13 protein-coding genes are annotated in these 12,376 nt (G+C 68.0%); all 13 read right to left on the reverse strand.

The annotated features are described in order from the left end of the window. Nucleotides 1–31: 31 nt before the first annotated feature. Nucleotides 32–2,005: a chemotaxis protein CheA gene (locus ACE026_RS18610; protein WP_486040316.1), complete on the reverse strand. Its 1,974-nt coding sequence runs from the start codon at nt 2,003–2,005 to the stop codon at nt 32–34. A 45-nt stretch (nt 2,006–2,050) separates the two neighbouring features. After that, on the reverse strand, nt 2,051–2,416 hold the full coding sequence (locus tag ACE026_RS18615; RefSeq protein WP_088435039.1) for a response regulator: 366 nt from the start codon (nt 2,414–2,416) through the stop codon (nt 2,051–2,053). Then, complete coding sequence (locus ACE026_RS18620; protein ID WP_121036722.1) at nt 2,413–2,721, reverse strand: STAS domain-containing protein; 309 nt, start codon at nt 2,719–2,721, stop codon at nt 2,413–2,415. Before ACE026_RS18620 ends, ACE026_RS18615 begins: the two co-directional genes overlap by 4 nt. A 70-nt stretch (nt 2,722–2,791) precedes the next feature. Continuing rightward, entirely contained in the window at nt 2,792–3,961 is a 1,170-nt protein-coding gene (locus ACE026_RS18625; RefSeq protein ID WP_486040317.1) for a chemotaxis protein CheW, read from the reverse strand. Next, a complete protein-coding gene (locus ACE026_RS18630) occupies nt 3,958–4,740 on the reverse strand; it encodes a ParA family protein (RefSeq protein ID WP_486040319.1) in 783 nt (260 codons plus the stop codon). The genes ACE026_RS18625 and ACE026_RS18630 overlap by 4 nt, the downstream gene beginning before the upstream one ends. 5 nt (nt 4,741–4,745) lie before the next feature. Continuing rightward, complete coding sequence (gene motD / locus ACE026_RS18635) at nt 4,746–5,747, reverse strand: flagellar motor protein MotD (protein ID WP_486040320.1); 1,002 nt, start codon at nt 5,745–5,747, stop codon at nt 4,746–4,748. A gap of 1 nt (nt 5,748) precedes the next feature. Then, nucleotides 5,749–6,489, reverse strand: a complete 741-nt coding sequence (locus ACE026_RS18640; RefSeq protein WP_121036725.1) for a flagellar motor protein — start codon at nt 6,487–6,489, stop codon at nt 5,749–5,751. A 79-nt stretch (nt 6,490–6,568) separates the two neighbouring features. Continuing rightward, the gene (locus ACE026_RS18645; RefSeq protein WP_486040321.1) at nt 6,569–8,404 is read right to left on the reverse strand and encodes a chemotaxis protein CheA; all 1,836 of its coding nucleotides are present in this window, start codon (nt 8,402–8,404) and stop codon (nt 6,569–6,571) included. 5 nt (nt 8,405–8,409) lie between these two features. Next, nucleotides 8,410–9,024 carry a protein phosphatase CheZ gene (locus tag ACE026_RS18650; protein WP_486040322.1) on the reverse strand — a complete coding sequence of 205 codons (615 nt, stop codon included), beginning with the start codon at nt 9,022–9,024 and terminating at the stop codon, nt 8,410–8,412. After that, the gene (gene cheY, locus ACE026_RS18655) at nt 9,024–9,416 is read right to left on the reverse strand and encodes a chemotaxis response regulator CheY (protein ID WP_179459007.1); all 393 of its coding nucleotides are present in this window, start codon (nt 9,414–9,416) and stop codon (nt 9,024–9,026) included. The genes ACE026_RS18650 and cheY overlap by 1 nt, the downstream gene beginning before the upstream one ends. Nucleotides 9,417–9,432: 16 nt before the next feature. Further along, nucleotides 9,433–10,179 (reverse strand): RNA polymerase sigma factor FliA, encoded by a 747-nt coding sequence (locus ACE026_RS18660; RefSeq protein ID WP_019182907.1) that lies wholly within the window; start codon nt 10,177–10,179, stop codon nt 9,433–9,435. Then, on the reverse strand, nt 10,176–11,063 hold the full coding sequence (locus tag ACE026_RS18665; RefSeq protein WP_088435046.1) for a MinD/ParA family ATP-binding protein: 888 nt from the start codon (nt 11,061–11,063) through the stop codon (nt 10,176–10,178). Before ACE026_RS18665 ends, ACE026_RS18660 begins: the two co-directional genes overlap by 4 nt. Then, on the reverse strand, nt 11,050–12,376 hold a 1,327-nt coding region (locus ACE026_RS18670), incomplete at its 5' end, for an AAA family ATPase (protein ID WP_486040323.1). The genes ACE026_RS18665 and ACE026_RS18670, both read right to left, overlap by 14 nt.

Here is a 12,376-nt window from a genome sequence, read left to right on the forward strand (position 1 = left end):
CCCGCGTCGGGGTCAGCATGATGGACGCGCGTTATGCGGCCTGTGGCACCTTGAGCGAACGCACCAGGCCGCCGATGTCGACGATCAGTGCGACCCGGCCGTCGCCGAGGATGGTCGCACCGGACACCCCGCTGATACGGCGGTAGTTGTTCTCGATGTTCTTGACCACGACCTGCTGCTGGCCGACCAGTTCGTCTACTTCCAGCGCGATCTTCTGGCCATCGCCTTCGACGACCACTACCAGCGGATCGTCCATGGCACGGCCACCGTAGCCGTAGTACTCGCTGAGCGAGAGGATCGGCAGGTATTCGCCACGCACCCGCAATACCCGGCCTTCGCCGGCCATGGTGCGCACATCGTCGGCCTGCGGCTGCAGGGCTTCAAGCACATAGGCCAGGGGCAGGATCAACGTTTCGCCGGCCACCGAGACGGTCATGCCATCCAGGATCGCCAACGTCAGCGGCAGGCGGATCAGCACGCGGGTGCCGTTGCCGGCCTGGCTTTCCAGCTGTACTTCGCCACCCAGCGCCTGGATGTTGCGGCGGACCACATCCATGCCGACGCCACGACCGGACAGATCCGTGACGGCATCGGCGGTGGAGAAGCCCGGCTGGAAGATGAGATCCCAGACCTGCGCGTCGGTGGGGTTGTCCGGCACGCTCAGGCCGCGTTCGAGCGCCTTGGACAGGATCTTGTCGCGGTTCAGGCCGCGGCCGTCATCGCTGACTTCGATCACGATGTGGCCGCCCTGGTGCGAGGCCGCCAACGTGATCGTGCCGGTTTCGTCCTTGCCCGCCTCGCGACGCACGTCCGGCATTTCCAGGCCGTGGTCGATCGAGTTGCGGACCAGGTGCACGAGCGGATCGGCGATCTTTTCGATCAGGCCCTTGTCCAGTTCGGTGCCTTCGCCGATGGTGCGCAGGCGCACGTGCTTGCCCAGGCGCGAGGACAGATCGCGGACCAGGCGCGGGAAGCGGCGGAACACCGCGTCCACCGGCAGCATGCGCACGCCGATGACCGCTTCCTGCAGATCGCGGGTATTGCGTTCCAGCAGATCCAGGCCGGTCAGCAGCTGCTCGGCCTGCGCCGGATCCAGCGCGTGCGAGACCTGCTTGAGCATGGCCTGGGTGATGACCAGTTCGCCGACCAGATTGATCAGCGCATCGACCTTGTCCACGCTGACGCGGATCGAGGTCTCGGCTTCATGAGCGGCGGCGGGCGGTGTGGCCGCCGCCGGTGCCGCGGGGGCGACGACGGCGGGTTTGGCCTCGACCGGCGCGCTGGTGGCCAGGCTCGGCGGTGCGGCCGGACGGATGTCCAGCTCGCAGTCGTCCACGACCCAGGCGAAGGTATCTTCGATCTTGCTGCGCGGTACCTTGCCGACCAGGCCGAGGTCCCACGCCAGGTGAGCTTCGAGCGGATCAAGCTGGTCGAAGCCGGGCAGGCGATCCAGGCGTGCGGCGACCTGCAGCGAGCCCAGGTGCTCGAGCTCGCGGATGATGCGCAGCGGGTCGTTGCCGCTCATGAACAGCGACGGCGCCGGCACGAAACCGATCTGCCACGCCTCCGGGGTGTCATCGACCTTGGCGGCGGCGACCGGTGCCGCAGCGGCGGCCTGGCCGGACAGCACCGCTTCCAGGCGCGCCTTGACCTCGGCGACCGCCTGCGGATCTGCAGCCTGGCCGTGTTCGGCTTCGCGCAGCAGGGCGCGCAGCACGTCCACCGACGCCAGCATTGCATCAACCGCGGCCGGCTCCAGCGCCCGCTTGCCGGCGCGCAGTTCGTCCAGCAGTGTTTCCAGTACGTGGGTCAGCGCGGCGATCGCGTCGAAGCCGAAGGTGCCGGCGCCGCCCTTGATCGAGTGCGCGGCACGGAACACCGAGTTGATGATCTCCGGGTCCTGCTGGCCCGATTCGAGCGCCAGCAGGCCAGCTTCCATCGCATCCAGCCCCTCGCGGCTTTCTTCGAAGAAGGTGGCGTGGAAACGTTGCAGATCCATGCTCATGGTGCGGGGTGTCCAGTTGCGAGGGGAGGGAAGGGTGAAGCGGGATCAGCCCAGGACTTTCTGGACGGTGGCGACCAGCTGTTCCGGGTTGAACGGCTTGACCAGCCAGCCGGTCGCGCCGGCGGCCTTGCCTTCGGACTTCTTGTCCGCGGCCGATTCGGTGGTCAGCATCAGCATCGGCGTGAACTTGTAGTCCGGCAGCTGGCGCAGCTCACGGATCAGCGCGATGCCATCCATGTTGGGCATGTTGACGTCGGTGACCACCGCGTTGAAGCGTTGGCCCTTGGCACGACCAAGGGCGACCGCGCCGTCTTCGGCTTCCTCGACGGAAAAGCCGGCCGAGGTGAGGGCGAAAGAGACCATCTGGCGCATCGACGCCGAATCGTCCACCACCAAGATACGTGCGCTCATGCAGCGTTCTCCACAGATTTCAGGTTGTCATGGGGTGCATCCAGGCCGAGGGCCTGGGTGACGCCGAGCAGACGCGCGGCATCACGGAAGGTTGCGGTGCAACCGTGGAATCCGGTGGGATGCCCGGCCTTGCGGCGGGCCTCGACGAATGCGCACAGCACCTGCACCGAGGCGGTATGGATACGGCCGACCTGGCTGGCATCCAGCGTCAGATCGCCGGCCTGATCCACCAGGGGGGCCAAACGTGTTTTCAGCTCGGTGCTGGTCTCGATACCGAGATCATCACCCAGGGCCACAGTGCTCATCATTGCTCCGGACAAACGGTTCCGAGGTCTATAACGGCAATAACCCGGGAAGCTTTAGCCGTTCCAGCGGTCAGTTCAGCAGCTGCGTTGCATCCAGCAGGATCATCGGCTGGGCGCCACCGCGGGCCACGCCGCGGAAGAGGTCGTTGGAGATCTGGCAGATGCGGGCGGTATCGGGGGGCTCGATCTGCGAATCGGTGAGGTTGGCGACATCCTCCACGGCCGAGACACGCAGGCCCATCGTTTCGCCGTTCTCTTCCAGCACTACGATGCGGGTATTGGCGTCGTTGCCGGCCGCGCTGCTGCCCAGGTGGATACCCAGGTCCATCACCGGCACCACCTGGCCGCGCAGGTTCATGATGCCCAGCATTGCCGGCGAGGTGCCGCGCAGCGGCAGCAACGGCACCGGCAGGACCACTTCCTGGACCTTGAGCAGTTCCAGCGCGTAGGCCTGGGCGCCGCAGCGCAGGCGCAGCCAACGGGAGGTGCGTTCGCTGGCGCGCCGGTTCTCGCGCGGGCTGGAGGCCGGATCACGTGCCTGGCGTTGTAGTTCCTCCCAACTGCCGGGGCGACTCTGTGCCAGCGACGGGCTGCCGGCGCGAACGCTGGTGGCGGCCGGCATCGGCGGCATCGGCGTCATGGAGGGCATCGGCCGCGCGATCGGTGCGCGGGCGGTTGGCGCCGCGGCGACCGGTGCAGGAGCGGGGGCGGGAGTCAGCGCCGGCGCGGGTGCCGTTGCGGGCGCGTCGGTGCCCGCATCCACGGGATCGGTTTCGTAGACGACCTCGGGTGGCAGGTCGTCCCAGCTTGGGCGGGATTCGTCCACGGCCGCGGGCATCGCGCCGCTGAGCAGGGGATCGTTGCGCAGCTCATCGAGCAGGTCGTCGAAGCCTGGCGCAGGTGCCGCGAGGGCAGCCTGCACTGGCGCGGCATCCAGCGCCGGGGCCTCCGTGGGGAGCGTCATCGCGCCGCTCAGCAGCGGATCGTTGCGCAGTTCATCCAGCAGATCGTCGAAGCCTGGCGCGACGGCAGTCGCTTCAGCCGCCGGGGCTACTTCGATGGCGCCCGCGTCGCCGGTGTCAGACTCGGCGTTGACTGCTTCGATGGCGTCGGTTGCGGCGAGAGCATCAATCACCTCGGCCACTGCGGCCGGCACCGGTGCCTCTACCGGCGCCGGCAGAGGCATCGCGTCGCCGAGCAGCTGCTCCAGGTAGTCGTCCAGGACACCCGCGGTGTTCATGCCGCGCGCTCCATCTGCTGCGCATCGTCGGCCAGGATCCATTCCAGGGCGCGGCGATAGGCGGCCAGGCCACGCCCGGGGTAATCCTCCGATTGCGGCGGCACGGTGAGGCTGGCGGCATTGCAGATGCGGGTGTCGACCGGGATCGCGTCTTCCCAGACGCGGTGGCCGTGCTTGTCCTGCATCAGCTTGACGGTTTCGTTGCCGGCGCGGGTGCGGCGGTCGAACAGGGTCGGCAGGATCGACATCGGCAGCGGGCGGCGGCGCGAGCGCTCGACCATTTCGCCGGTGCGGACCATGCCATCCAGGCCGTGCAGGGCCAGCGGCTCGGCCTGGGTCGGGATGATCAGGCGGTCGGCCGCGGCCAGGGCGTTGATCATCAACAGGCCCAGGGTGGGCGCGCAGTCGAGCAGGATGTAATCGTGCTGGCCCTGGTGGCGGCCCAACGCATTCTGCAGGGCCAGGCCGAGGCCGGGCTGGTTCGCGCTGCGGCGCTCCAGCGTGGCCAGCGCGGCCTGTGCGCAGACGTAGTCCAGGCCCGGGATGTCGCTGTGGTGGGCGAGGGTGGTCAGCTCGGCCGGTGGCGCGGCGAACAGTTCCAGCACGCCCTGCGGCGGCGGATCCAGCGGCACGCCGAAGGCGCGGGTCAGCGACGAATGCGGATCCAGATCGATCAACAGCACGCGGTGGCCCTGCGTGGCCAGACCGCGGCCGAGCGCGAGCGTCGTGGTGGTCTTGCCCACGCCGCCTTTCTGATTGGCAACAGCCCAGATACGCATGCGGTTCACTCCTTCATTGCGGGCGGAACGGCGGCGCCAACGCGGCTGCCGGCCGGCACCGGTGGCAACTGCACCGGTGCGATGGGGGTAACAGGGGTGCCGGCGGCCGGTGCCTTGATCGCATCGGCGGCGTCGGCGTCGGCGCTGAGCCGGTCGGTGATCGGATCGATGCTCTGCGCGGTGTCGGCCAGGATGATCACCATCACCCGCCGGTTGCGGTTGCGGCCTTCGGCGCTGGCATTGTCTTCGCGCGGGCGGAACTGGCCATAGCCGACCATCGCCAGGCGTGCCGGCTGCAGGCCCTGATCGGCGAACAGATGCACCACGCTGGCCGCGCGCCCGGCCGACAGCTCCCAATTGGAGGGGAACAGGGGGGTGGCGATCGGGATGTTGTCGGTGTGGCCTTCCACGCGCACGCCGTTGGGTGCATCACGCAGCACTTCGGCCAGCTTGGAGAGGGTGTCGCGCGCGTGCACATCCAGCGTGGCCGAGCCGGTCGGGAACAGGATGTCGCTGTTGATCTCCACTTCGATCCACAGCTCGGTGCGGCGCACCGTGATCATGCCGCGTTCGATCAGCGGCGCCAGCGTGGCGGTGAGCTTGTCGGCGATGCCGTTGAGCTGGCGTTCGGCCCGCTGCAGCTGTTCCTGGTTTCGGATCGAGACCGGCATGCGCATCTGCGAGGCCATCGCCGGCAGCAGGGTCGGGTCATTGCTGGGGGCGGGGGCGGAGGGGCCGATCTTGGTCCCGGCCCTGATCACCGAGGGGCTGTCCCAGCCGCCGCCCTGGACCTGCTGGTTGCCGACCTGCACCGGGTTGATGGTGCGCGGCGCGCCACCGAAGGCGGTGGTCAGCGCGTCGGCCATGATCCGGTACTTGCCCTCGTTGAGCGAGGAGATGGCGTACATCACCACGAAGAAGGCGAGCAGCAGCGTCATGAGGTCGGCGTAAGGAATCGCCCAGGCCTCATGGTTGGCATGTTCTTCGTGATGCTTGCGGCGGGCCATGTCAGTGCAGGAACCCGGACAGGTTGGTTTCGATGTTGCGCGGGTTCTCACCCTGGGCGATCGAGATCAGGCCCTCGATGATCATCTCGCGGTCGCGGCTGTTGTGGTGGATCACGCTCTTGAGCTTGGCCGAGACCGGCAGGAACAGCAGGTTGGCCGAGGCGATGCCGTAGATGGTGGCGGTGAACGCCGCCGCGATGCCGTGGCCGAGTTTGCTCGGATCGGCAAGATTCTTCATCACCGCGATCAGGCCGAGCACCGCGCCGATGATGCCCAGGGTCGGGGCGTAGATGCCCATGCCCTCGAAGACCTTGGAGGCGGCAAGGTCCTGGCTCTCCTGGCTGCTCAGCTCGATCTCCATCATGTGCCGGATGGTCTCCGGCTCCACGCCGTCCACCAGCAGCTGCAGCCCCTTGCGCAGGAACGGATCGTCCTGCGCATCGACCTGCGCTTCCAGGCCGAGCAGGCCCTGGCGGCGCGCGATGTTGCTCCACTCCACGATCTGCTGGATCAGGTGGCGGCGGTCGCTGCTCGGCGGCAGGATCACCCACTTCACGATCTTGAAGGCGTGCTTGAACACGGCCGGCGAGGTGTGCAGCAGGATCGAGGCGATGGTGCCGACGATGACGATCACGAAGGCGGCCGGCGACCACAGCGACGCCAGACCGGCCCCCTTGAGGATGCTGCCGCCGACCAGGGAGGCCAACGCGAGGAAAAGTCCAATGAGGCTGAGTCTGTCCATGGGTCCGTTATCGGCTTGTGTGAATGGGACTTGAGACGCCGAAGGAATCCAGTGATGCGGCGGTCACACTTTCACGCGGTCAATCGTGGTGGGTACGTAATCCATCCACGTCCAGGATCAATGCCATGCGGCCGTCACCGATCAAGGTCGCGCCGGCATAGCCGCGCAGGCCACGGAGGGCTTTCGGGAGCGGCTTGATCACTACTTCCTCGCGGCCGCGCACCTGGTCCACCACCAGGCCGAAGCGGGCTTCACCGGCCTGCAGTACCACGATGGTCAGCAGCGAGGACGGCATCGGCTCGACATCGAGCCAGTGGCGCAGATCCACCAGGGCCAGGGTGTGCGATTTGCGGTCCAGCACGGCGCGGCCATCAAACCAGCCCAACGAGGTGTTGGGGGCATGCAGCACTTCCATCACGCGGGCCAGGGGCAGGGCGTAGACGTCTTCGCCGGCCTGCACCAGCAGGGTCGGCAGGATCGCCAGGGTCAGCGGCACGCGGATCATGAAACGGCTGCCGCGGCCCAGCTCGGACTGGATCTGGATCTGGCCGCTGAGCTCGCGGATGCGGGACTGGACCACGTCCATGCCCACGCCGCGGCCGGAGATGTCGGTCACCTGCTGCTTGGTCGAGAAGCCGGGCAGGAACACCAGGTGCAGGCACTCCTCGCTGCTCAGGCGCGCCGCAGCCTCCGGATCGATCAAGCCCTTCTCGCGTGCTTTCTGGCGCAGGCGTTCCGGGTCGATGCCGGCGCCGTCGTCCTGCACTTCGATGCTGACGTAGTCGCCTTCCTGCTGGGCCGACAGGCGCACGTGGCCACTGCGTGGCTTGCCTTGGGCCTCGCGCAGGTCCGGCATTTCCACGCCGTGGTCGATCGCGTTGCGGACCAGGTGGACCAGCGGATCGGCCAGCGCTTCGACCAGGTTGCGGTCCAGCTCGGTTTCCGCACCGATCAGCTCAAGTTCGACCTCTTTCTTCAGCGACCGCGCGACATCGCGCGCCACCTTGGGGAAGCGCGAGAACACCTTGCCGACCGGCTGCATGCGGGTGCGCATGACCGCCGATTGCAGGCGGGCGGTGGCGATATCCAGCGTGGAGACCGCGCGGTCGAGCTCTTCATCGTGCAGGCGCGCACGCAGGGTCTTGAGCCGGTTGCGCGAGAGCACCAGCTCGCCGATCAGGTTGACGATCGCATCCAGCCGCTTGGTGTCCACGCGCACGGTGTGTTCGGCTTCGGCGAGCGGCTTGGCCGGGGCCGGCTTGGCGCCCGGTGCGGCCGGCGCAGCTACGGCGCGCGGTGCAGCCACCGGCGCGGCGGCAACGGCCTTGGCACCAGGAACGGCGCCACCGTGCAGCTGGTCCAGCAGGGCTTCGAACTCGTCCTCGCCGATCAGGCCGTCATCTTTCTTCGGGGCCGCGATAGCGGTCGGTGCGGCGCCGCCGTGCAACTGGTCGAGCAGCGCCTCGAACTCATCATCGGTGATCATCTCGCCGCCGCTGCTGGCCGTGGCGGCGGCCGCAGGCGCCGGCGTGGCCGGCCCGTTGACGTCGAACTGGGCGATCAGTTCCGGCGGGGCATAGCCCGGCTCGGTCCCGGCCGAGACCGAATCCAGCATCGACTGCAGGTAATCCAGCGATTGCTGGGCCGCATCGAAGTGGTGAGCCTGCAGCGTGGCCTGGCCGGAGCGGGCCATGCCGAGGGTTTCCTCGGCGGCGTGGCACAGCTCGACCATCGCCTGGATGCCGAGGAAGCCGGCACCGCCCTTGAGCGTGTGGAAGCCACGGAACACGGCGTTGAGCTGGTCGGCATCCTGGGGCGCCTGCTCCAGCGACACCAGCTGTTCGCCGAGGCGATCCAGGATTTCCTGGGCCTCGAGGATGAAGTCGGCAGCGATATCGTCTGGCACAGCACTCATGAGCGTTACAGTCCCAGGTCCGAGAGCAGGTCGTCGGCGTCGTTCTGTGACACCGCATGGCGATCCAGGCCGTTCACGGCCGGGCCGGCCAGGCCGTTGTTGTCGCGCTTGTTCTCGTCTTCCTGCGGGGGCAGGCCGAGCGCACCGAAGCCCTCATGCACGCGCCGCACGATCCCGACCACGCGGCGGATGATCTGCCCGGTCAGGTCCTGGTAGCTCTGGGTCAGCGCGATTTCGGTGAGGTTGTGGCGGATCCGGTCCAGCTGCTGGCCCTGGTCGGGCGTCAACCCGTTGGCGCGCAGCTGTTCGGTGAGCGAGCGACACTCCTCGGCCAGGTCCAGGGTGCGGTGGGTGGCCTGTTCGGTCATCGCCACCACGTGGTCCAGGCGCGCGCAGGCGTCATCCAGCTCGCCGGCTTCGCTGGGCAGGCTGGGCAGTTCGCCCAGGGCCTGGCCAAGCTCGCGGGCCAGGCGGTTCAGGCCGGCCATCATCGGCTGCGTGCGCAATGCGGCGAGGGCGTCGATTTCCCGGCGCCAACCGGCTTCGTCACCGCTTTCCAGCGCGGCCAGGGCATCCTGCAGGCGCTGCACCAGCGCGGATTTGTCGCTCAGGGTTTCCATCAGGCGCTCGCCGCCAGGCGTTCGAAGATCTTGCCGAGCTTTTCTTCCAGGGTCTGGGCGGTGAACGGCTTGATGATGTAGCCGTTCACGCCGGCCTGGGCCGCTTCAATGATCTGCTCGCGCTTGGCTTCTGCGGTCACCATCAGCACCGGCAGCGTCTTGAGCTTGGCGTCGGCACGCACGGCCTTGAGCAGGTCGATACCGGTCATGACCGGCATGTTCCAGTCGGTGACCACGAAATCGAACGGCTGGCTCTGCAACAACGCCAGCGCAGCATGCCCGTCCTCGGCTTCGGCCGTATTGGTGAAGCCCAGATCGCCCAGCAGGTTCTTGACGATACGACGCATGGTCGAGAAGTCGTCGACGATCAGGATACGCATGTTCTTGTTCAAAGCACTTTCCTCGATTTCAATGGTTCTCGAGGCCGGCGTCTGCCGCCTCGAAGATCTTCAGCCGGCCCCGCAGGCGCAGCACGGCCTGGCCATGGATCTGGCACACGCGCGATTCGCTGACACCCAGCACGGCGCCGATCTCTTTCAGGTTCAGTTCCTGCTCGTAGTACAGCGACAGCACCAGCTGTTCGCGCTCGGGCAGCAGGCCGATCGCGTTGCCCAGCTCACGCCCGAACTCGCCGCGTTCCAGCACCTGCTGCGGGGTCGGGCCGCCCTGGGCGACGGTGTCCAGTTCGCCCTGGTCCTCGATCCGCGATTCCAGGCTCAGCACCTGGCCCCGTGAGGCGTCTTCCATCAGGCGCAGGTAATCCGGCAGCGGCATGTCCATCGCGGCGGCCACTTCGGTGGCGCTGGCGGCACGGCCGGTGCTCTGCTCCAGGCGACGGATGGTTGCGGCGGCATCGCGGGCGCGGCGGTGCACCGAGCGCGGCACCCAGTCGCCACGGCGGATCTCATCGATCATCGAACCGCGGATGCGGATCGAGGCGTAGGTTTCGAACGAGGCGCCCTGGTCGGCGTCGTAGCTGCGCGAGGCCTCGATCAGGCCCATCATGCCGGCCTGGATCAGGTCGTCGACCTCCACGCTGGCTGGCAGACGTGCCGCCAGATGGTGGGCGATGCGGCGGACCAGATCCGAGTGCTGGGCAATGCACTCGTTGGCCGCGGTCCGCTGGACCTCTTTGTATTGTGCTGCGCCCTTCATACCGTCACCCCGCGTTGCTTGAGGATGCGTTCCAGGAAGAACTCGACCCCGCCACGCGGCTCGGTCGGGGCCTGCCAGCGGGCGGTGCGGCGCGCGATCTCGGTCAGCGCCAGGGCGGCCGGGCTGGACGGATAGGCCTTCACCACCGGCTGCTGGCGCTGCACCGACAGGCGCAGCCAGTCATCCTGCGGCACGCAGCCCAGGTAGTTCAGCGAGACATCGGCGAGGAACTTCTCGCAGACGCGGGTCAGCTTTTCGTACAGGACGCGGCCTTCATTGGGATCGCGGACCATGTTGGCCACCACCTGGATACGGTCCACGCCGCGCTCGCGCGAGAGCACCTTGATCAGCGCGTAGGCATCGGTGATCGAGGCCGGCTCATCGCAGACCACCACCACGGTGTCCTGTGCGGCCTGGCAGAAGGTCAGCACGCCATCGGTGATGCCGGCGGCGGTATCCACGATCATGATGTCCAGCTCGCGCTCCAGCTCGGAGAACACGTTGACCAGGCCGACATGCTCGGCCGGCTGCAGCTCGGCCATGTGGCGGCGGCCGGAGGCGGCCGGGACCACCAGCACGCCGCCGGGGCCTTCCATGATCACTTCTTCCAGCGTGCAGCGCCCGGCGACGAGGTCGGCCAGGGTCACCTTCGGCTGCAGGCCGAGGATCACGTCGATGTTGGCCAGGCCGAGGTCGGCGTCCAGCAGCAGCGTGCGCTTGCCCATGTCTGCCAGCGCCACGGCCAGATTGGCCGAAACGTTCGTTTTGCCCACGCCGCCCTTGCCGCCGGTAACGGCGATGGTGCGGACCGGGCCCAGCGGCTGGCTTCGGGTAGCCGACAACGGGAAGGTCTTGGTCAGCTTGGCGTACTCACGCGACGGCATGGTTCAACTCCGGGTTGCAGGGCATATCGGCCGCGCGGCGCAAATCTTCAAGGCGAAGTACAAGATTGGCCGCACTGGCACGGTGCAGGTCTTCAGGAACGTCCTGGCCATCGGTGACCCAGGTGATCGGCAGGCGGTGATCCACGGCCACCGACAGGGCGGTACCGAAGCGGCCGGTTTCGTCCAGCTTGCTCAGCACTACGCCCTGCGGGTTGGCGGCGCTGAAGCGGCGCACCACCTCGTCCATGTCGCCGAAGCTGGTGTTGGCCGGCAGCACCAGCAGGGTGCGGATCTGCTCGGCGGCACGCAGCCACTGCAGCTGGGCCGCCAGGGCACGGTCACGCGGGCCCAGGCCGGCGGTGTCGATCAGGACCAGCTTGTAGTCCTTCAGGCGTTCCAGCAGCTGGTTCAGATCGCTGCCGCTGCTGGCCTCATGGACCGCGATGCCGAGCTGGCGGCCGAAGCCGTACAGCTGCTCGCGGGCGCCGATGCGGCCGGTATCGGTGGTGACCAGCGCCACATCGCGGGCGGCATGCGCCTCGGCGAAACGTGAGGCCAGCTTGGCGATGGTGGTGGTCTTGCCGGCGCCGGTGGGGCCGACCAGGGCGATCACGCCGCCGGCTTCAAGCGGGTCGACCGGCGCGATCGGCAGCTTCTTGGAGAGCAGACCGAGCATCAGGCCGCGGCCACGGTGGGCTTCGGTATCCAGCGGAATCTGCATCGCCACGTCGCGGCTGATGCCGGCGTCGAAGCCGTATTCGTCCATCAGGTCCAGCGCGGCGGCGCGGACCGGCGAGCCACGCAGGCGCTCATCGGTGAAGCGGTGCATCTCGCGCTCGATGACATGGCGCATGCCGGCCACTTCATGGCGCAGCTGGCGGATTTCTTCGTCGTCGCGCTGGATGACCGTCAGTTCCGGCACGCTGGCCACGACCGGTGCCGGTTCATTGGCGGCGGCGATGACGGTCTCGGCGATCGGCAGCGGGAGTGCCGGCGGCAGGGCAGCAGCGACGATCGGCAAGGGCGCGAGCGCAGCGGCGACCGGCAGCACGGTCTCGTCCGTCTCCTCCAGCGGCGGATCGATCACGAAGCGGGCGCGGTTGATCGGGGCGGGTGCGGCGACGGCGTCCACCGGTGCGGCAGGCGAGGCGGCGGCGGCCTGCTCGACATTGAACGGCGCGAAGATCTGCTCCGGCAGCGACGGTTCATTGACGGCAGGGCTGACGCTGGCGCGGGCCAGGGTGGCGGCGAAACCGTCGCTGCCCGGCGGCGGCACGATTTCGTTGGCGGTATCCAGCGTGCGACCGGTCGCG

The organism is Stenotrophomonas sp. AGC87 (assembly GCF_057333975.1).